Below are 19510 nucleotides of genomic sequence, written 5' to 3' on the forward strand. Positions count from 1 at the left end.
TCTCCTACCCCGAATGAGGGGCGACCGAATGGATTGAGGCAAGCCTCTGGCGGCCCGTCTTGGCGGGTTCCAGAGGCCTGCCCCTGACTGTATTTCCGGGGGTAGTACGGTGTAGTCAAGAAGACCGATGGCGCCGCGTCAAGAAAATGAACGATGAATGGCAGGATGAAATCAGAGGTAATAAGACACTGATTTAAAATGCTTATTAAGGGCTGCGTTTGGGCGTCAAATCATCGTCGCAGAGGCTGGCTACCAACTGATCCGTACACCGAGATTGCCCGCCACACTGCGTTGCTGGCTGCTGTCGAGGTTGGTGCTGTAGTCCGCTCCGGCGTATACGCTGACCGTTGGCGCCAGGCTCACGATGACGCCGACACCCAGGTCGCCGGTGGACGCGCGTTGTTGGGTCTTGACCCGTTCAGTGTCGTCGAACGTCACCGTATCGGTACCGGAAAACGTGTGCCAGAGGTTGGCGCGCAGGTATGGCTCCACGGGCATGCCGCTGACCTGGTAGCGGCCCTTTAGGCGAGCGCCGAGGCGACCGGTCCAGGCACTGTCGGAGTCGAACTCTACCTTTGAGACCCCGTCGTCTTGCGTGTCCAGGGAGACCTTCTGGTGGATGATCTGCACCTGGGGTTCCAGGACCCAGTCGGTGACCACCGCGAAGGGGTAACCGGCTTCCGCCGACAGGGTCAGGGCGTGCCCGCGATTGTCAATTTTCAGCCCGCGTTCGGAGCGGTTGTCGCCGTCCAGTCGCGTGCCCATCACCACGGCGTCGACGTAGCCGCCAGAGGGATCGGTGAGCGACCAGTAGAGCCCGTAGCTGTCGCCGTCGAGTTCTATCTTGCCGGCGCGTCGGCTTTTGAAACCCAGGTTGAAACCATCAACGTCGCCGTTCAATTCGGTATGGCCGACGAAGAAACCGATGCATTGGGTCTGTCCACTGGACAGCGGCGAGCTGTACAGGTCATTGCCCACCTGGAAACCCTTGATCGACCCGTCGAACCGCGGCGTAACCGTGCCGGCCCAGGTTTGATCCAGGTCCTTGCCATAGACCCGGCCCCAACCTGCGCCGAACGCACCGTTTTCCGTGAGCAGGCGCTGGTCGCCCTGGCGGTCATGGAACGTGCCCAGGGCCATCAGGGTCAGTTGTGCCGCCGCCGGGGGCAATACCGACCAGGTCGGCACTTCCGGCCGGTACAGAGGGATGGGCGCCGCGCCGGGTATTGCAGCCGGCAGCACGGGCAACGTCGGGCTGGGCGCCGCTATCGGTCCGGCGACCACAGTGGAACGCAGGTACCAGTTGTTTTCATTGCCGGTTACGCCGCCCTTGAACAAGCGATAATCGAATGCCCCGGCCGAGACCGATTGTGCCAGCGAAAAGGCGCCGCTATCACTGATCGCGCCGCCCTGGGCCTGGACCACTTCGATGCCATCCTGAGCCGTCTGTGCGCCCGTGCCGCCCAGGTTCGTGACCGTAATGGCGGTACTGCCTGTGAGTGTCCCGCCATTGACCACCAGCTTGTCACTGGGGGAGTCGTCGGCGCCGAGTACCGTTTGCAGGTGCAACTGGCCGTTGTTGCCAACGTAGTTGCCCTGGACAGTGAGGGTGTCGTTGGTGCGGGTGTTGCCCTGTGCGAGGTCCACCACGCCAGCGTTGTTGAGCGTCGTCAACTGACCGGCAGTAAAAGGGGCAATGACGCCTTGGGTCGACGTTAGCGTGCTGCCGGAGTCTATGTTGAGCGTCCCGGTGGCGGTGGCGCTGTCACCCAAGGTCAGGGTGTCGTCAAGGTCCAGTCGCGAGCCTTGGGTGAGGTTGACTGTTTCCCAGTTGAGGTAGCGAGCGCCGGTGCTGGAGGTGCTGCCACTGAACGTCAACGCGTCCTGGCCCAATCCACCGTCCACGCTGGGTGTAGTGGCGAGGAGGGTTTCATCGAGGTTGCTCAATAACGCAGTGTCGCTACCGTCGCCCATCAGGACGGCCGAATGAATGAGTCCGCCGCTCCACCGAAACTGGTCATCGCCCGCGCTGACCCGGACCTCGCCGAGAATTTCACCACCGCTGACGGTGATGCTGTCATTGCCGCCGCTGACACTGACATTGCCGCCGATGCGGCCTGCGGAGAGGATGATGGTGTCCTGGCCGAAACCGGTCACCAGGTTGCCGATGATATTTCCACCGGACATATCGAAGACGTTGTCATCGAGTTTCATGTCGACCCGGCCGATAGTGCCGCCGGTCATCTTCGCAATGTCGCCATCTTCGAACGCGTCGACGATGGTCCCGTCGGTCATCAGGAACGTATCGAGGCCGTCCCCCTGGGCCAGGGACAAGATCCGGCCGCCATTCATGACGAAATCGTCGGCTGCCGAGCCTTGCTCGACATCACCGTCAATCACGCCGTTGGCATTGATCACGATGCGGTCGACGCCGGTACCGAATGTGACGTCGCCGCTAATGAGACCACTGCCGTTGGCGGGCATTGTCAAGCTGTTGTTACCCGAAAGGTCCGTCAGCCCGGGGCTGGTGCCGCTGTCGCAGACATAAGCGTCATCGCCTGCGGTTGGCGTCAGCGTACAAGCGGCCATGGCGGCCGGGACGGGTAACAGGAAGGGGGCTGATATCCACACAGCGTTGAACAGCCGATTGAATCCTTTATCGTGCCGAATCATGTGCTATCCCTCTGCATCGGCATTTCGCAAATGCCGGTTTCAGCATCGGTTGCACGACAGATGGCACACAGGGCCTGGCAACGCTCGCTGTATGGGATGGCACCCTAGCAATGAAAAGCCAGCGTCGCTACTGTCAGAGCTTACAGGTCCGTGCGCAGAACGAACAGAAAAGACCCGCCCTACAAATGCACTTCCACCGAAAGCGGCAGGTGGTCGCTCAGGTGCGTCCAGGGTTTGTTGCCCAGGATTTGCGGGGCGTGGCTGCTGGCGTTGCGCAGGTAAATACGGTCCAGGCGCAACAGTGGGAAGCGGGCCGGATAGGTCCTGGCGGGGCGACCGTGGTGGTGCTCGAAGGCTTCATGCAGATAGCCACGACGGGCGAGGGCGAGGTTGCCACGCAGTTGCCAGTCGTTGAAGTCGCCGGCGATGATCACCGGGGCATCCTCGGGCAGCGAATCGAGCAGTTGGCAGAGCAGTTTGAGCTGTAATTGGCGATGGCTTTCCAGAAGACTCAGGTGCACGCAGATCGCATGGACAGCGGCGTGCCCGGGCACATCCAGCACACAGTGCAATAACCCGCGCCGCTCCGGGCCGGTGATGGACACATCGAGATTGCGGAACTGGCGGATCGGGTATTTGGAGAGCAAGGCGTTGCCATGGTGGCCATCGGGATAGACCGCATTGCGGCCGTAGGCGAAGTCGCTCCACATGCTGTCGGCGAGGAATTCGTATTGGGAGGTCTGGGGCCAGTTGTCGTAGCGTGATGCGTGGCGGTCATGTTCGCCGAGTACCTCTTGCAGGAACACCAGGTCGGCACCGGTACTGCGCACCGCTTCGCGCAATTCGGGCAGGATGAAGCGACGGTTGAGGGCGGTGAAACCCTTATGGGTATTGACCGTCAGGATCCGCAGCCGATGAACCGCCGCTGGCAGTTCCGATGGCATTGGTTCGACGGGCCGCCAATCGGGATCTTGAGTCACGTTCGCTCCTGAATCAGACGTACCTGTTCATGCGACTGACCCGAGGGGTCGGCAGTTCCGGATTTTTCATGTCCTTGCCGATCGCTTTCGCGAGCAAGCTCGCTCCCACATTGGATTTGCGGGGGTATGCAACATCTCCTGTGGGAGCGAGCTTGCTCGCGATAGCGGTGTATCTGAACCACCGCCATCACAGGCACGTGTTCAGATGAAGACAATCTCATACGGCATGCCCATCCGATCCAGGATGACCCTGGGCACCAGCGGGGCGATGCCGCTCGCCGGTTCGCCGTTGAGTTGGCTGACGTAAGCATGCATGGCGTGACGCTTGCGGGCGGTAGTCCAGACATCCAGGCGCAGTTTGCGGGCCCGGTGCCAGGGGATTTTATTTTGCTCGCGGACCGGCCAGTGCCAGGCCCATACCGGCAGTTCGTTGAACGCCACCCCGATCCTGTCGGCGGCCAGGGCACCGGCGCGCCCGACGGTCTCGTGGTCGCTGTCACCATCCTGGCGCCAGGTGCTGAACACCACGTCACCGGGGCGCAGGTGACGCGCAATAAAGTCGGTGAGTTCGGCCTCGTGTTCGGCCAGGGCCTTTTCCGGGAAGCCGCCGCGCACCCATTGCAGGCCATGGGCGGCTATGCCCAGGCGATGCAGGGCGTCCACGCTTTCCTGCGGGTGAGGGCGGTGTGTACGCAGGCGCTCATCGGTCCACAACGGTGAACCGGGGTGGACCAAGGCTCCATCGGAGACCGAGATCAGCAACATGGGTTGATCCAGGTTGTTCAGCAACTGCAGCAATCCGCCACAGGCGCCGATCTCATCGCCCGGATGCGGGGAGAGGACGACGGCGCGGGCGCCGGCTGGAATGAGCGTCTGGGTACTGATGATCGGGATATCGGCCAGTTGCGCAGCACTGTTCCAGATTTGCGGATGCTGTCGGCCGGGCAAGCGAGAGGCGGGCTTCATGAGAGACGTCCTTGTGTGTGTTCAACCTTCCAGCCATCTACCGGGCCTACTGTCCGATGACGCCCGCGTGGGTATGGCTGCGATTCACAGCGCTCCGAATCCTGGAGACTACCGCATGTGAAGTATTGACCATGTCGGTCGATTCGTCTTGCGAGATGTGTGTCTGAACTGCATTTTTTTCTTCAAACTGGGCTGTGTACATCGAAAAAAACCGCGTCCTTGCGGTCTCTCTGGCTGTTTACAAACGGTACTTCATTCCTCTTCTTCGCGTTGCAGCTCGAACAGCAGCAGCGAGCGCCCGGTGACGGAATATTCGGAATCGAAATCGAAGCGCTCTTGTCCACGAACGGTCGGCTGGTTGGTGTCGACCATGCAGGTCCAGAAGCTGCCCTCGGGGACTTCCGGCAAGCGGAAGTTGACGATGTCATGGTGGGCGTTGACCACCAGCAGCAGCGTCGCATCGCCGGCCTTGCGTCGAATGCCGGTCTCCTGTGCGCGGCCGTCCATCAGCATGCCGAGGCAGCGACCATGGCTGTCCTGCCATTGCTCAATGGTCATTTCGCTGCCGTCCGGGGCCAGCCAGGTGACGTCCTTGACGCCAATGTCCTCGTTGTAGTTACCCACCAGGAACCGCCCGCGCCGCAGGATCGGATAGGTCAGGCGCAACTTGATCAGGCGCTTGACGAACTTGAGCAGCGCCGCGCCATCCTCGCTCAGGTCCCAATTGACCCAACCGATCTCGCTGTCCTGGCAATAGGCGTTGTTATTGCCGTGCTGGGTACGGGCGAATTCGTCGCCGGCGACGATCATCGGCGTGCCTTGGGCCAGCAGCAGGGTGGCGAAGAAGTTGCGCATCTGCCGATGACGCAGCGCGTTGATCTCTGGATCGTCCGTCGGCCCTTCGACGCCATGGTTCCAGGACAGGTTGTTATTGCTGCCGTCCTGGTTGTTCTCGTCGTTGGCCTCGTTGTGCTTGTCGTTGTACGACACCAGGTCATGCAAGGTGAAACCGTCATGGGCGGTGACGAAGTTCACCGAGGCGTACGGACGCCGGCCACGCTGGTTGAACATCTCGCCCGAGGCCGTCATTCGGCTGGCGAAATCGGCAAGCTGGCCGTCGTCGCCCTTCCAGAAGGCCCGCACCGTGTCGCGGAATTTGTCGTTCCACTCGACCCAGCCCGGCGGGAAACGTCCCACCTGGTAGCCCCCGGGGCCGCAATCCCAGGGCTCGGCGATCATTTTTACCTGGCGCAGCACCGGGTCCTGGCGACAGGCCACGAGGAAGCTGTGGCGCTCGTCGAAGCCGTCATGGTAACGGCCCAGAATGGTCGCCAGGTCGAAGCGGAAGCCGTCGACGTGCATCTCCGTGGCCCAATAGCGCAGGGAGTCGGTGACCATTTGCAGCACGCAAGGATGGCTCAGGTCCAGGGTATTACCGGTGCCGGAATCGTTGATGTAATAGCGTTTGTCGTCGGGCATCAGCCGGTAGTACGAGGCGTTATCGATGCCGCGCATGGACAGGGTGGGGCCCTGTTCGTTGCCTTCGGCGGTGTGGTTGTAGACCACGTCGAGGATGACTTCCAGGTTGGCCTCGTGCAGGTGGGCGACCATCTCCTTGAACTCGGCGATCTTGCCGCTGGCCAGGTAGCGTGGGTCCGGGGCAAAGAAGGCGATGCTGTTGTAACCCCAGTAGTTGGTCATGCCTTTGTGCAGCAAGTGCTGGTCATTGACGAAGGCATGGATGGGCAGCAGTTCCACCGACGAGACACCCAGCTTGCGGATATGCTCCAGCACATCGTCGACCATCAGCCCGGCGAACGTACCGCGCAGGTTCTCGGGCACCGAAGGGTGACGCATGGTGAGGCCGCGCACATGGGTCTCATACAGGATGGTCTTGTCCCAGGGGACGCTGACGCGATGGTCGTGACCCCAGGTGTGCGCAGGATCGATGACCTTGCACTTGGGGACGAACGGGGCGCTGTCGCGCTCATCGAAACTGAGGTCGCCATCGGGATGGCCAATGGTGTAGCCAAAGAGGGCTTCGGACCACTTCAACTGGCCGACCAGTTGCTTGGCATACGGGTCGATCAGCAGCTTGTTCGGGTTGAAACGGTGGCCGTTCGCCGGGTCGTATGCACCGTAGACCCGGTAGCCATAGATCAAGCCCGGGTGGGCATCCGGCAGATAGCCGTGGTAAATCTCGTCGGTGTACTCCGGCAGCTCGATGCGTTCGAGTTCGACTTCGCCGGCATCATCGAAGATGCACAGTTCGACCTTGGTGGCATTGGCTGAAAACAGCGCGAAATTGACCCCGAGGCCATCCCAGGTTGCACCCAGTGGAAAAGGCAGCCCTTCACGAATCCGCGAAGCCTCGATCACGGGCGGCGGCGTGTTTTTTTTTGGACGGGTCATAGTTGCTCCTGCAAAAGACAGACAGATTCAGCGATGCGGTTCATTTGGGGTGGGTGGCTCCACCCTTCACTTGTGGCGAGGGGATTTAGCGAAACGTCGCACCGCCCCGCTATGTGGGACAAAGTTGCTTCTCTGTGGGAGCAAGGCTTGCCCGCGAGGAAGCGATGCGCGCCTGCCGAAATCGAGGCACCTGTTTCGCGAGCAGGCGTTGCTCCCACCTGACGAGGAGACCGATAGGATGAATCAAACCGCCGGCGGCTTGCGTGTGGCCCGCGGCTTCTTGTCTGCGGTGGTCGCAGCCGCTTTGGCCGCAGGCTTGGCCTTGGGCGTGGTGGTTTTTGCCGCTGTCTTGGCCGTGGTGCTCTTGGCGGCAGCGGGCTTGGCGCCATCGGTTTTGCTGGCCGCTGATTTGCTCGCCGCCTTGGGTGGCTTGCTGGGCGCCAGCGCTTCGGCTTCGGCCAGTTTGCGCGCCATCTCCCAGTGGCGGTTCTCCTGCCCGGCGGGCTTACCCTCGGACTCCCAGATCTGATAGGCGAATTCGCGAATGCGTTTATCGTCGGTACTCATCGCAGTGCTCCTGATTCAACTCAAGGTTGGATAAAGACATTGACCGGGAAATTCCCCAGCGCGGTGCTGATCAGCAGCTCCCCTTGGGGTGTGACTGTTGCGCTTGAAAAAAGTCCCTTCAGTTTTTCATCCTTGGCGGCGAACGGTAACGACACACGGGTATCGCCCCAATCCGACGCAGCCACCAGCGGCATGGCACTGTTTTCCAGCAACGGCGCCGCATGGACAGGTACAACAATGATCGCCCGTTGTTGCGAGTCTTCGCGCATGAAGGCCAATACTCGCTCGGCTTGCTCGCCGAGCACTTCCAGCGGCTGGTAGCGTCCCTGGCGCCATAGCTGCGGATACTCGGCTCGCACGGCCAGTGTCCTGGCGATCAATGCCTGTTTGACTCGGCCGTCACGCCAATCGCGTATCAGCGCGGCTGGCGTGCTGTCGGCACCTAACGCCTCGCGGCGTGCCTGGAAATCCACCGGACGACGGTTATCCGGGTCCACCAGGCTGAAATCCCACAACTCGTTGCCTTGGTACAGGTCCGGTACGCCGGGTACGGTCATGCGCAGCAAAGTTTGCGCCAGACTGTTGAGGGCGCCCGCCGGAGCGATGGCCTGGACCGCCTCGGCGATGGCGCTGCGCAAGGGCAACCCCTCATCTCCCAGCAGTAGCCGTTCGAGGAACATCTGGGTGGCTTGCTCATAGGCGTCGTTGACCGCCGCCCAGCTGCTTTGCAGCTTGGCTTCGCGCAGGGCCTTGCGTTGCCATTGCCACAAGCGCTCGTTGTACTCGGCCAGGGCCTTGTGGTCCTGGAGGTCGAGGTCCAGCGGCCAGCTGCCGAGCAGTGCCTGGTACAGAATCAGTTCATCACCGGCCGAGGGCGCCGCCGGGTCACTGTGCAGCGAAGGCGAGAGGATGCGCCATTGCTCCACGCAGGCAATGTACCAATCGGCGCGTTCGCTGAGCACCGCCAGCCTGGCGCGGGTGTCTTCGCCGCGCTTGTGGTCGTGGGTGGCGGTGGTGATCAGGTTGTCGGGAAAATGCTCGAGCCGCTCGAGGCAGGCGTGGTGGAACACCTGAGGCGGGGCGCTGAAGCGCTCGGTGTCATAGCCCACGTCATTGCGTGACAACAGCACCGCCGAGCGATAGAGCGCGGTGTCCTCCACCGCTTTGGCGGCGGCCGGCGAGGTCAGTTGCTGGAAGCGCACGCAGGCATGGCGCAGGCGTTTACGCTGGTTGCCGCACGGACGTTGCCGCCAGGGCATCCCACCGAGCCAGCCGGCCAGGCAGTCGAGCACCGGCCAGTCGGCTTCGCTGAGGGTTTGCCGGGCGCCTTCCAGGGCCTGGTTGAAAAACACCTCGTCTTCGGCCGAGCGCCCCAGGGGCGTGATGTAGGTGCGATACACCGGGAAATGCACGATCAGTTCCTGCAAGGCTCGCCGAATCGCGCCCAGGGTCAGGTCGCGGGTCATCACGTCGTCCCGGGCCACTTGCAGCAGGGCCTGGGCGACGCTTTCGAAGTCTCCGGCCAGGGATCCGTTGAGAATCTGCTGGCGGGCCAGGCGGGCTTCTTCGATGAAGTGCGCTGGCCGCTCGCTGTGCCGGCTCCAGAATTCGGCGAGGGGGGCGGCACCGGCCGGGTCATGCTGGAGCAGCGAGACCTGGTTCATGAATTCGTAACCGGTGCTGCCGTCGATGTTCCAGTCCCGCCGCAAGGTCTCGCCATCACCAAGGATCTTCTCGACGAAAATCGGCAGGTGTCGGGTCGGCGACAGTGAATCGACGCGTCTGCGCAATTTGCGGCAGTAACCGCGAGGGTCGGCAAGGCCGTCGATGTGATCGATCCGCAAACCGTCCACCAGGCCTTCGCCGATCAATTGGAAAATCTTGGCATGGGTCGCCTCGAAGACCGCCGGACGCTCGACCCGCAGCCCACCCAGTTCGTTGACATCGAAAAAGCGCCGCCAGTTGATGTCGTCCGCCGCCGTGCGCCAGCTGGCGAGGCGGTAACTCTGGCGCTCGAGTAATTGATGCAGGCGTTCGAAGCCTTCGGGTTGGGTAGAGTCGTAGCCAGCCAGGTTGTTCTGGATGGCGGTGAGGATGTCCGCTTGTGCTGCCAGGTCCTGCAACTCTTTCTGCAGCGGGCGGGCGAGGGTATGGGCATCGGTCTGGTAATTCAGCGTGGTAAAGCGCTCGGCCAGGGTCTTGAGCGATTCGGTTTGCTCGGCAGGCAAGGTTTCGGTGGGTTTGAGCAGTTCGCCGTAGTGCATCGGGCAAATCGGGAAGCGGTGTTCGTAGTGCTCGACGTAGAAGCTGCCTTGGCTGGCATCGAAGTGCAGTTGCAAGGTGCCTTCCTGCAACGCCACGCCGTAGTCGCTGCCGAGGAACGGCAGCAGCAATTGGCCTTCCATCAGTGGGTCGGGGGAGTGCCACTGGATGTCGAAGAACTCACCGTAGGGGCTCAGGCGCCCCCATTCCAGCAAGTCCAGCCACCAGGGGTTGTCATTGCCGCCGACGGCCATGTGATTGGACACGATGTCGAGGATCAAGCCCATCCGATGCTCGCGCAAGGTCGCGACCAGGCGCTTGAGCGCGACTTCGCCGCCCAGTTCGGGGTTGACCAGGGTGGGGTCGACGACATCGTAGCCGTGCATGGACCCGGCCCGGGCCTTGAGCAGCGGCGAGGCATAAATGTGGCTGATGCCCAGCGAGGCGAAGTACGGCACCTGGGGGATGGCATCGTCCAGGGTGAAGCCTTTATGAAACTGCAGGCGCAATGTTGCCCGCAGGGGTTGGATCAACGTCTGTTTCATCGGTCACGCTCGTTCGCCTGAAGTCTCGCACAGGCGAGTATTTCCAGACGCCGGGCAGCGTCCGGGTGATCCAGCAACGCCTGGCTTTGCCCGGCCAGGCGGCGGCGCCAATTGGGGTGGGTGTCGATGGTGCCCGGCAGGTTGGCCTGTTCCTCGATGCCCAGGGCGTCTTCGAGCGGCAACAACACCAGCGGTGCGCGGGTGTGACCGAGAAAGCGCACGCTGGCGTCGAGCACCTGGTCGGTCTCGCGGTGTTCTTCGCGAAAGTTCTGCGGGTCCTGGTTCAGCACGTGGCGCAGGCCTTCGCGTTCGCGCTCGCGGTGTTTGCGCCAGTCCATTTCGGTATGGGAATCGATCAGGTCCAGCCGGGCGTTCCAGTCGATGTCGTGACCGTGCCACCAGCCATTGAGCGTCGGCAAGTCATGGGTGCTGGTGGTGGCCAGGGCATTGTCCGGCCAGTCGAGAATGGGCTTGAAGTGGGTGTTGTCCTGTTCGAACAACAGCACGCGCATGCCCAGGATCGAGCGGGCAATGAGTTTGTCCCGCAGGCCGTCGGGCACGGTACCGAGGTCTTCGCCGAGCACGATGGCCTGGTGCCGATGGGATTCGAGCGCCAATAGGCGCAGCAGGTCGTCTACCGGGTAATACAGGTAGGCGCCATCGCAAGGTGGGGCGTCGTTAGGGATCACCCAGAGCCGTTGCAAGCCCATGACATGGTCGATGCGCAAGCCACCGGCGTGGGCGAAGTTGGCCCGCAGCATTTCAATGAAGGCGCGAAAGCCGTTGCGCACCAGGCCTTCCGGGGAAAATGCCGAGATCCCCCAGCCTTGGCCGGAGCGGTTGAGAATGTCCGGCGGGGCGCCCACGGTCAGCGAGGCGAGCAGTTCGTCCTGCCGGCTCCAGGCCTGGCTGCCACCGCCATCGGCACCCACCGCCAGGTCGGCGATCAGACCGATGCCCATGCCGCTGGATCTGGCTGCGCTCTGGGCGCGCTCCAGGCAGCGGGCGATCAACCATTGGCAAAAAGCGTAGAAGCCGATCTCATCGGCATTTTCCTCGGCGAAATGGGCCAGGGCGGGGCTGCGCGGGTCACGCCATTCTTCCGGCCAGTGGCGCCAGTCGAGGCTTTCTCCCCGGGCGGCGCGTTCGGCCTGCAAGGCCTCGAAGCGGCAATGATTTTCCAGGGCTTCGCCGCTGGTGTGGCGGAAACTGCTGAAGTCTTCATGCAGCGGATGCTCACCCTGGCTGAAGCCGTCGTACAGGGCACGCAGGATTTTCTGCTTGGCCTGGGCGGCGACCGGCCAGTCGATCAGCGGTTGCTCCTCCAGGGTGCGCAGTTGATTGGTCAGGCCGGTGGCGTCGATGGCGGTGCGCAGCGCGCGTTCACCGAGGATGGTGCCCGGCGCGGCGTACAGGCTGTTGAAAAACAGTCGGCTCGACGGTGAGTAGGGGCTGTAGCGCCCGGTGTCGCTGCTGAACATCGCGTGCATCGGGCTGATGGCAACGGCCTCGGCGCCGCGCTCGCCGGCCACCCGCGCCAGCTCCTCCAAAGCCTGGGTGTCACCGAAGCCACCGTCACCGGGACGGCGCAGGGCATACAGTTGCGCGCTCAGTCCCCAGGCCCGTGGCGTCGGGTCGTCCACCGCATCGGCCACGCTGTAGCAACGGGCCGGCGCGACGGCCAGGGTGAAATGCTGGTCCTGGATGCTGATGTGCTGATAACCCACCGGGACCATCCCCGGCAGCTTGGCATCGGCATCGAGGTTCAGGTTCAGTGTCGCGCCATCTTCGAGTTTGATTTCGCAGGGTGTCCCGGCCTCGAAGTAGCGGCTCAAGTCCAGGCTGACCCCGACGTCGGCGGTGATCAGCGGTGGCAATTGATGGTTCTGTTGAGCTTCCTGCAACTGCAGCAGGCTGGCGTCGATCTCCTGGGCGCTGCCGGCCGGATGGCCCAGGCCGGTGAGGACCGAACGCAAGACGGCCGGCGAGACTTTCTGGGCCCGGCCATTGGCATCGATCCAATCCACCGCCAGGCCCGCTCGGCTGGCGAGGATTTCCAGTTGCGCGTCGCTCATAGGCGCTCTCCAGTGATGTTGGGCAAGGTTGTCGCCTGCGTCAGACTGACCAGCGCGCTGTAGGGCGCAAGGACGCCCTGTTGCAACAGACCCATGACCTGCTGCGGATGTTCGAAAAGAATGCGTGCCTCTTCCGGGGCGTTGTGTTCGACGGGCTGATCGCTGAGGTTGAAATCGATGCGCAACACGCTGCCATCGCCCAACCGCCAGCGTGCGCTGATGGCGCCATGGCCCAGCACATCGGTGCCCAGGGCCTGGGCACCGGGCAGGCGCGGGACGATCTCTTCACGGCGGATTTTCAGCAGTTGCCGATACAGCGCCTCGTTGGCCTGCTGCTCCGGACCTTGCGATTCCAGGCTTGGGCGTGAAGCCTCGAAGGTGCTGGCGGCGTTGGGGTCGGGAATTCGTTCGCGCTTCTGCGGATCGGCAAAGGCACTGAAGGCCTTGAACTCGTTGCGTCGGCCTTCGCGCACCAGCTCTGCCAGCTCGCCGTGGTGGCTGGTAAAGAACAGGAACGGTTGTTCGGCCGCCACCTCATCGCCCATGAACAGCAGCGGGATCATCGGTGATAACAGCAACAAGACTGTCGCTGCTTGCAGGGCCTGGGGCGCGGCGAGCTGATGCAGGCGTTCGCCCAGGGCACGGTTGCCGATCTGGTCATGGTTCTGCAGGAACAGCACGAACGCGCTCGGCGGCAGATGGCCGCTGGGCTCGCCCCGGGCTTCGCCATGGCGATTGAGATGGCCCTGGAAGACGAAACCCTGGCTCAGGCAACGGGCCAGTTGTTCGGTCGGCTGCTCGGCATAGTCGGCGTAGTAGGCGTCGGTCTCACCGGTCAGCAGCACGTGCAAGGCATTGTGCCCGTCGTCGTTCCACTGGGCGTCGTAGCCGTGCTCCAGCAGGTGGGCCTGGTTGTGTTCGTTTTCCACGGTCAGCCAGACATGCCGGATCGGGTCCACCTGCTCGCGCACCCTGGTCGCCAGTTCCTGGAGAAAGTCCGGGTCCTCAATGGCGTGTACCGCGTCCAGGCGCAGGCCGTCGAAACGGTACTCCAGCAGCCACATGAGCGCATTGTCGATGAAGAAGTCCCGCACTTCGCGGCGCCGGAAATCAATCGCCGCGCCCCAGGGCGTGTGCTTGTCTTCACGGAAGAAGCCCTTGGCATAGCGGTGCAGGTAGTTGCCATCGGGGCCGAAGTGGTTGTAGACCACATCGAGGATGACGCAGAGCCCATGACCGTGGGCACTGTCGATCAGATGCTTGAGCTGTTCGGGCGTCCCGTAGGAAGCCTGGGGGGCGTAGGGCAGGACGCCATCGTAGCCCCAGTTGCGATCACCGGGAAACTGCGCCAATGGCATCAGCTCGATGGCGGTGATACCCAATCCGGCCAGGTGTGCCAGATGTAGTTCGACGCCGTCGAAACCACCCAGGGCACCCACGTGCAACTCGTAGATTACGGCTTCGTGCCAGGGGCGACCGGACCATTGGGTGTGTCGCCATGGGTAGGCATGCGGGTCGACCACCACGCTGTGGCGGTCGATGTCGCCGGCCTGGGCGCGAGAGGCCGGGTCCGGCACCTCCAGCTCGCCATCGATGTTGTAGCGGTAGCGGGTGCCGGCGGGGCAACGGGTCTGGATCATGAACCAGCCGTCGGCTTGGGGCAGTAGCGGTATTGAATCTCCAGTGTCGAGCTCGACACTGACAAAAAATGCATCCGGGGCCCAGAGGGCGAAGCGGGTGTGCTCGTCATCCAGCATGACCGCCCCGTGGGTCCATGTCTCAGGCGTCCTTGACGTCATTGTTACCTCATTGTCTGGCCGATTTTCCCAGTGACTTAGCCACCAGCTGTTCGTAGAGTTCGGCATAGGGTTCCACGGCCTTGCACCAGTTGAACGGCGCCGACATGGCCCGGCAGCGCATGGCGTTGAGCAGGTCGGGGAACTCGAAGACCTTGAAGGCCCGGCTCAAGGCCTGTTTGTAGCTTTCCACGGTGGACTCATCGAACAGGAAGCCGGTGATGCCATCTTCGATGGTGTCCGCCAACCCTCCGGTATTGCGCGCCACCGGCAGCGAGCCGAAGCGCTGGGCGTACATCTGGCTCAAGCCGCAGGGCTCGTAGCGCGACGGCATCAGCAGGAAGTCGCTGCCGGCGAACATCCGCCGCGCGTCGGTTTCGTTGAAGCCGATACGCACACCGATGCGTCCGGGGAAGCGCAGTGCCAGTTCACGCATGGCCTGTTCTTCCTCCGGTTCGCCACGGCCGATGATGGCGATCTGGCCGCCAGACTCGACGATGAACTCGGCGACCGCTTCGGTCAGGTCCAGGCCTTTCTGGTAGACCAGGCGCGAAACCACGGCGAACAGCGGGCCAGTGGAGTCGTCGAGACCAAACAGCTCACGCACATGGGACGCGTTGACCGCCTTGCCTTCCCAGTCGCCCATGGCGAACTGACGGAACAGGTGCGTGTCGGTGGCTGCATCCCAGCTTTCATCGATGCCGTTGGGGATGCCGCTGAGCAAGCCTTGCTGGGTCTTGGCCGCGAGGAAACCGTCGAGCCCGCAACCAAACGCCGGGGTGGTGATCTCCTGGGCGTAGGTGGCACTGACGGTGGTGATATGGCTGGAGTAAGCCATCCCGGCTTTGAGAAACGACAGTTTGCCGTAGAACTCCATGCCTTCCTGTTGCAGGGCGTGTTCGGGGATGCCCAGCTCCGGGCAGGAGGCCAGGCTGACGACGCCCTGGTACGCCAGGTTGTGAATGGTAAACAGGGTCGGGGTGCGTTGCCCGCGCCAGTGCATATAGGCCGGTGCCAACCCGGCTGGCCAGTCGTGGGCATGGACCAGGTCCGGGCACCAGTGGATCTGCGCAAGGTTGGCGGCGATGTCGGCCGCGGCCAGGCCCAGGCGGGCGAAGCGAATGTGGTTGTCGGGCCAGTCGCGACCGTTGTTGGCACCGTAGGGGGAGCCTTCGCGGGCAAAGAGTTCTGGGCAGATCAGGACGTAGATCACCAGGCCGTCGGCCATGTCCATGCGCCCGATCTTGCAGGGCGGCAGCGCTGCGTGGCCGCCCAGTTCGCCGATGATGTGGATCGGATTGCCGCTGTTCATCACTTGCGGATAACCGGGGATCAGCACCCGGACATCATGCAGCCCGGCCATGGCCCGAGGCAGTGCGGAGGAGACATCGCCCAGGCCGCCGGTCTTTACCAGGTCGGCGATTTCCGAGGTGACGAACAATACTTTCTTGCGGTTGGGATTCTGTCGAACGACGGGGAGCAGTGCCTTGCCGCCGGTGGCCAGCACCGGTGCCGTTGGCGATTCGGCCGCGGGCGGTAGTTGAGAACGGACTTGTTGTGGTTCCAAGGCAGCACTGATCATAAATATCTCCCATTTTCTCGATCTGTTTCCGGCAAGCGCCAGAGCTGTTGTTTCATTGGCCAAATCCTGCGGCCAGGCGCACAAGCGCAACGCAAGGAAACCGAACGGCTACCCAATGCGGCGAAGCGAATCAGCTGAAGGAGCTGTTGCAATGACTAGTGCAAGGACTGCACCAGTCGCGGTTGCCCTACCTCTAACCTGACCTGTCGCCGTTGCGAAAAGTTTCGACTTTTTTTCGTCTGGATGACCGGTTGGTTTTCCCCCCGGTTAGGCAGTCTAGGTCAGAACGTAGAGCGGTGCGGCTCGGTTCGTCGCATTGTCCGACAATCACGGTTTTTGTCGGCAATCTCTTACATGACAAAGGGGGATACGCACCGACGAAGTGCAGTTCTCTGAAACCAAAAGGGTGTAAGGGAACGGCGTTGTTTCATCGGCGTGCGCGATGGAATGGCGTGATGCACCATTGGAGGGCGGGTGGAGTGGAGGCGTTTTGATGGCCAATAAAACACAATGTCTCCTGTGGGAGCGAGCTTGCTCGCGATAGCGGTGTGCCAGTCACAAACCTTGCAACTGATCCGCCGCTATCGCGAGCAAGCTCGCTCCCACAAGGGAAGATGTGTTGATGCTTTAGGTTCAGGCTGCCGGCGTCAGCAACCGAATCGGCTGGCCCGCCGCCCAGGCCAGCAGGTCTTCGATCATCAGCGAATAGAACCGCTGGTAATTCTGCCGGCTGACGTAGCCCACATGTGGTGTGGCCAGTACGTTATCCAGGGTTCGGAACGGATGGGTGGCGGGCAAAGGTTCCTGGGCGAATACGTCCAGGGCGGCGCCGGCCAGGCGCTTGTGTTGCAGCGCGTCGATCAGGGCGGTTTCATCGACGATCGGCCCGCGGGAGGTGTTGACCAGCAGTGCCTCGGGTTTCATCCAGTCCAGGGCCTGGGCATCCACCAGGCCGCGGGTGCGTTCGCCGAGTACCAGGTGAATCGACAGAATGTCGGCCTGCTCGAACAATGCCTGTTTGCTCACGTAGGTCACGCCCACTTCGGCGGCGCGCTCGGCGCTGAGGTTCTGGCTCCAGGCGATGACCCGCATGCCAAACACCTGGCCGAACTGCGCCACCCGCGTACCGATGCTGCCCAGGCCGAGGATCGCCAGCGTCTTGCCGTGCAGGTCGCCGCCCAAGCCTTGCTGCCACAGGCCGGCGCGCAGGGCGTTGGCTTCCTGCACCAGGTTGCGGGTCAGGGCCATGATCAGTGCCCAGGTCAGTTCGGGCGTGGCATGCTTGTAGCTGTCGGTGCCGCACACCTGGATGCCCAGCTCGGCGGCAGCCTTCAGGTCCAGGGCGGCATTGCGCATGCCGCCAGTGAGCAACAGCTTGAGATTGGGCAGGCGACGCAGTAGGCCTTCGTCGAACAACGTGCGTTCACGCATCACGCAGATCACCTCGAAGCGCTGCAAGCGCTCGGCGAGGGTGTCGCGGTCAGCGGGATAGTCATGGAGAAACGTCACCTGGCCGACGCTGTCCAGCACCGACCAGTCCACCACGCCACGTGCCACATCTTGCCAATCGTCTATGACTGCTATTTGCACCGCCATGGAACACCTCGTCAGGGAATGGGTTTGTCCAGCCAGCTCAACAGGGCCTTGTGGAACCGATCCGGCTCTTCCATCTGCGGGGCATGCCCCAGATTGGGGAACTCCACCAGGGTCGAGCGGGGAATCAGCCGGGCGGCCTGCTTGCCCAATACCTCGTAATGACCCAGCGTGGCCTTGACCGCCGGCGGCGCGATGTCGCTGCCGATGGCGGTGGTGTCCGAGGTGCCGATCAGCAGCAGGGTGGGTACCGTCAGGTCCTTGAACTCGTAATAGACCGGCTGGGTGAAGATCATGTCGTAGATCAGCGCCGAGTTCCACGCCACTTGCGTATGACCGGGGCCCTTGTTCAAGCCGGCGAGCATGTCTACCCAGCGCTCGAACTCAGGTTTCCAGCGGCCTGCGTAATAGGTCGTGCGCTCATAGTTGCGGATACCCTCGGCGTTGACTTTCAGCTCCCGCGCGTACCATTGGTCCACGGTGCGATAGGGTACGCCCAAGGCTTTCCAGTCTTCCAGGCCGATGGGGTTGACCATGGCCAGGCGTTCGACCTCGTCGGCAAACTGCAAGGCGTAGCGGGTGGCGAGCATTCCGCCGGTGGAATGGCCGAGGAGGACGGCTTTCTGTACGCCGAGGGCCTTGAGCAAGGCCTGGGTGTTGCTCGCCAGTTGCTGGAAGCTGTACTGGTAATGCTCGGGTTTGCTCGATGTGCAGAAGCCGACCTGATCCGCCGCGATGACCCGGTATCCGGCTTCGCTGAGCACCTTGATCGAATCGCCCCAGGTGGCGGCGCAGAAATTCTTGCCGTGCATCAGCACCACCGTGCGGCCATTGACCTTGCCTTGGGCTGGCACATCCATATAACCCATCTGCAACGACTGGCCCTGGGACTGGAAGGCGAAGTGCTTGAGGGTGTAGGGGTATTCGAAACCCTCCAACTGCGCTCCGTAGGCCGGGCCTTCGGGCGGGTTGGCGGCCTGGGCGAACAGGGGCAGGGCGGCGGTGAGGAACAGGCTGGGCAACCAGCGCGCGGTGGTGCGGGGCATGGTCAATCTCCTTGTGGCCGCCGCCGATCCTGGCGCGGCCCGATTATGGCGACATTAACCACAGGCAACCCAACAGCCAGAACGTTCAGTCCATCCAGCCCAGGGTCGCCAGGGCGAGAACGCCATAGCGCAAACCCTTGGCAAGGCTTACGAGCAACAGGAAACGCCGCCACGGTTCGCCCATCACTCCGGCCACCAGGGTCAACGGATCACCGATGATCGGCAGCCAGCTGAGCAGCAGCGACCAGTGACCGAAGCGTTGGTAATGCACGCGAGCCTTGTCCAGGTGGGCCGGGCTGACCGGAAACCAGCGCCGATCCTTGAAGTGCTCCAGCCGCGAGCCCAGCCACCAGTTCACCAGCGAGCCGAGGACATTGCCGAGCGTGGCAACCGCCAGCAACAGCCAGACCAGATGGCGCTCGCTGAGCAACAAGCCAACCAACACGGCCTCCGATTGCAATGGTAACAGGGTCGCCGCGCCGAAAGCCGCCAGGAACAAGCCGATATAGGCTTCGCCCATCAGTGCGCCGGGTAATCCGCCACTACGGTTTGGGTCCCGTCTTTCTTCAAGCCGATGACCTGGTAGGCATCGCTCATGCCGTCCATTTCCATGCCGGGCGAGCCCATGGGCATGCCCGGCGCGGCGACACCGAGCAGGTCATCGCGCTTGCTCAGCGCCAGCACCTGGTCGGCCGGGACATGGCCTTCGACGAATTTGCCGTTGATCTCGGCGGTGTGACAGGAACGCAGGTTCGGCGCCACGCCCAGGCGTTGCTTGACCGAACTCATGTCGGCCTCGACATGGTCGTTGACCTTGAAGCCGTTTGCTTGTAGATGCGAGATCCACTTTTTGCAACAGCCGCAATTGGCATCGCGGTGTACATCAATGGTGACCGATTCGGCCGCCTGGGCCAGGGTGGTCATGAACAGGGCGCTCAAGGCGAGCAGGTGCAGGGGATGGGCCATGGCGGTGGTCTCGTATCGAACGGTTTGGAGGGAGGATAACAGAGTAG

General features: G+C 62.6%; 13 protein-coding genes. All 13 read right to left on the reverse strand.

Going from position 1 to position 19510, the window contains the following annotated elements:
- Positions 1 to 249: 249 nt before the first annotated feature.
- Positions 250 to 2673 (reverse strand): autotransporter outer membrane beta-barrel domain-containing protein, encoded by a 2424-nt coding sequence (locus KGA89_RS30415; RefSeq protein ID WP_223473297.1) that lies wholly within the window; start codon positions 2671 to 2673, stop codon positions 250 to 252.
- A gap of 179 nt (positions 2674 to 2852) precedes the next feature.
- On the reverse strand, positions 2853 to 3617 hold the full coding sequence (locus KGA89_RS30420; RefSeq protein WP_263292988.1) for an endonuclease/exonuclease/phosphatase family protein: 765 nt from the start codon (positions 3615 to 3617) through the stop codon (positions 2853 to 2855).
- A gap of 237 nt (positions 3618 to 3854) precedes the next feature.
- Complete coding sequence (locus KGA89_RS30425; RefSeq protein ID WP_003202164.1) at positions 3855 to 4619, reverse strand: PIG-L deacetylase family protein; 765 nt, start codon at positions 4617 to 4619, stop codon at positions 3855 to 3857.
- A gap of 252 nt (positions 4620 to 4871) precedes the next feature.
- Positions 4872 to 7031, reverse strand: a complete 2160-nt coding sequence (gene glgX, locus KGA89_RS30430) for a glycogen debranching protein GlgX (protein WP_003202162.1) — start codon at positions 7029 to 7031, stop codon at positions 4872 to 4874.
- 243 nt (positions 7032 to 7274) lie between these two features.
- On the reverse strand, positions 7275 to 7598 hold the full coding sequence (locus KGA89_RS30435) for a DUF2934 domain-containing protein (protein WP_013693441.1): 324 nt from the start codon (positions 7596 to 7598) through the stop codon (positions 7275 to 7277).
- A 20-nt stretch (positions 7599 to 7618) separates the two neighbouring features.
- Positions 7619 to 10405 (reverse strand): malto-oligosyltrehalose synthase, encoded by a 2787-nt coding sequence (locus tag KGA89_RS30440; RefSeq protein WP_223473299.1) that lies wholly within the window; start codon positions 10403 to 10405, stop codon positions 7619 to 7621.
- The gene (malQ, locus tag KGA89_RS30445; protein WP_223473300.1) at positions 10402 to 12480 is read right to left on the reverse strand and encodes a 4-alpha-glucanotransferase; all 2079 of its coding nucleotides are present in this window, start codon (positions 12478 to 12480) and stop codon (positions 10402 to 10404) included. The genes KGA89_RS30440 and malQ overlap by 4 nt, the downstream gene beginning before the upstream one ends.
- Positions 12477 to 14279: a malto-oligosyltrehalose trehalohydrolase gene (treZ, locus tag KGA89_RS30450; RefSeq protein ID WP_223473301.1), complete on the reverse strand. Its 1803-nt coding sequence runs from the start codon at positions 14277 to 14279 to the stop codon at positions 12477 to 12479. The genes malQ and treZ overlap by 4 nt, the downstream gene beginning before the upstream one ends.
- A 7-nt stretch (positions 14280 to 14286) precedes the next feature.
- A complete protein-coding gene (gene glgA, locus KGA89_RS30455) occupies positions 14287 to 15858 on the reverse strand; it encodes a glycogen synthase GlgA (RefSeq protein ID WP_003202154.1) in 1572 nt (523 codons plus the stop codon).
- A gap of 633 nt (positions 15859 to 16491) precedes the next feature.
- Positions 16492 to 17454 carry a D-2-hydroxyacid dehydrogenase family protein gene (locus KGA89_RS30460; protein WP_013693437.1) on the reverse strand — a complete coding sequence of 321 codons (963 nt, stop codon included), beginning with the start codon at positions 17452 to 17454 and terminating at the stop codon, positions 16492 to 16494.
- Between the two features lie 11 nt (positions 17455 to 17465).
- Positions 17466 to 18497 (reverse strand): alpha/beta fold hydrolase, encoded by a 1032-nt coding sequence (locus KGA89_RS30465; RefSeq protein ID WP_027911539.1) that lies wholly within the window; start codon positions 18495 to 18497, stop codon positions 17466 to 17468.
- Positions 18498 to 18582: 85 nt separating this feature from the next.
- Entirely contained in the window at positions 18583 to 19017 is a 435-nt protein-coding gene (locus KGA89_RS30470; protein ID WP_003202147.1) for a YqaA family protein, read from the reverse strand.
- Positions 19017 to 19463, reverse strand: a complete 447-nt coding sequence (locus KGA89_RS30475; RefSeq protein ID WP_013693435.1) for a DUF411 domain-containing protein — start codon at positions 19461 to 19463, stop codon at positions 19017 to 19019. Before KGA89_RS30475 ends, KGA89_RS30470 begins: the two co-directional genes overlap by 1 nt.
- Between the last annotated feature and the right edge of the window lie 47 nt (positions 19464 to 19510).

Source organism: Pseudomonas sp. A-RE-22 (assembly GCF_019956035.1).
GTDB lineage: Bacteria > Pseudomonadota > Gammaproteobacteria > Pseudomonadales > Pseudomonadaceae > Aquipseudomonas > Aquipseudomonas brassicacearum.

Excerpts from the sequence above, each read along its gene's own strand:
- KGA89_RS30415 (WP_223473297.1), bottom strand. The coding sequence starts at position 2,673 with ATGATTCGGCACGATAAAGGATTCAATCGGCTGTTCAACGCTGTGTGG.
- KGA89_RS30475 (WP_013693435.1), bottom strand. The coding sequence starts at position 19,463 with ATGGCCCATCCCCTGCACCTGCTCGCCTTGAGCGCCCTGTTCATGACC.
- KGA89_RS30465 (WP_027911539.1), bottom strand. The coding sequence starts at position 18,497 with ATGCCCCGCACCACCGCGCGCTGGTTGCCCAGCCTGTTCCTCACCGCC.
- malQ (WP_223473300.1), bottom strand. The coding sequence starts at position 12,480 with ATGAGCGACGCGCAACTGGAAATCCTCGCCAGCCGAGCGGGCCTGGCG.
- KGA89_RS30460 (WP_013693437.1), bottom strand. The coding sequence starts at position 17,454 with ATGGCGGTGCAAATAGCAGTCATAGACGATTGGCAAGATGTGGCACGT.
- KGA89_RS30470 (WP_003202147.1), bottom strand. The coding sequence starts at position 19,017 with ATGGGCGAAGCCTATATCGGCTTGTTCCTGGCGGCTTTCGGCGCGGCG.
- KGA89_RS30425 (WP_003202164.1), bottom strand. The coding sequence starts at position 4,619 with ATGAAGCCCGCCTCTCGCTTGCCCGGCCGACAGCATCCGCAAATCTGG.
- glgA (WP_003202154.1), bottom strand. The coding sequence starts at position 15,858 with ATGATCAGTGCTGCCTTGGAACCACAACAAGTCCGTTCTCAACTACCG.
- treZ (WP_223473301.1), bottom strand. The coding sequence starts at position 14,279 with ATGACGTCAAGGACGCCTGAGACATGGACCCACGGGGCGGTCATGCTG.
- glgX (WP_003202162.1), bottom strand. The coding sequence starts at position 7,031 with ATGACCCGTCCAAAAAAAAACACGCCGCCGCCCGTGATCGAGGCTTCG.
- KGA89_RS30435 (WP_013693441.1), bottom strand. The coding sequence starts at position 7,598 with ATGAGTACCGACGATAAACGCATTCGCGAATTCGCCTATCAGATCTGG.
- KGA89_RS30420 (WP_263292988.1), bottom strand. The coding sequence starts at position 3,617 with ATGCCATCGGAACTGCCAGCGGCGGTTCATCGGCTGCGGATCCTGACG.
- KGA89_RS30440 (WP_223473299.1), bottom strand. The coding sequence starts at position 10,405 with ATGAAACAGACGTTGATCCAACCCCTGCGGGCAACATTGCGCCTGCAG.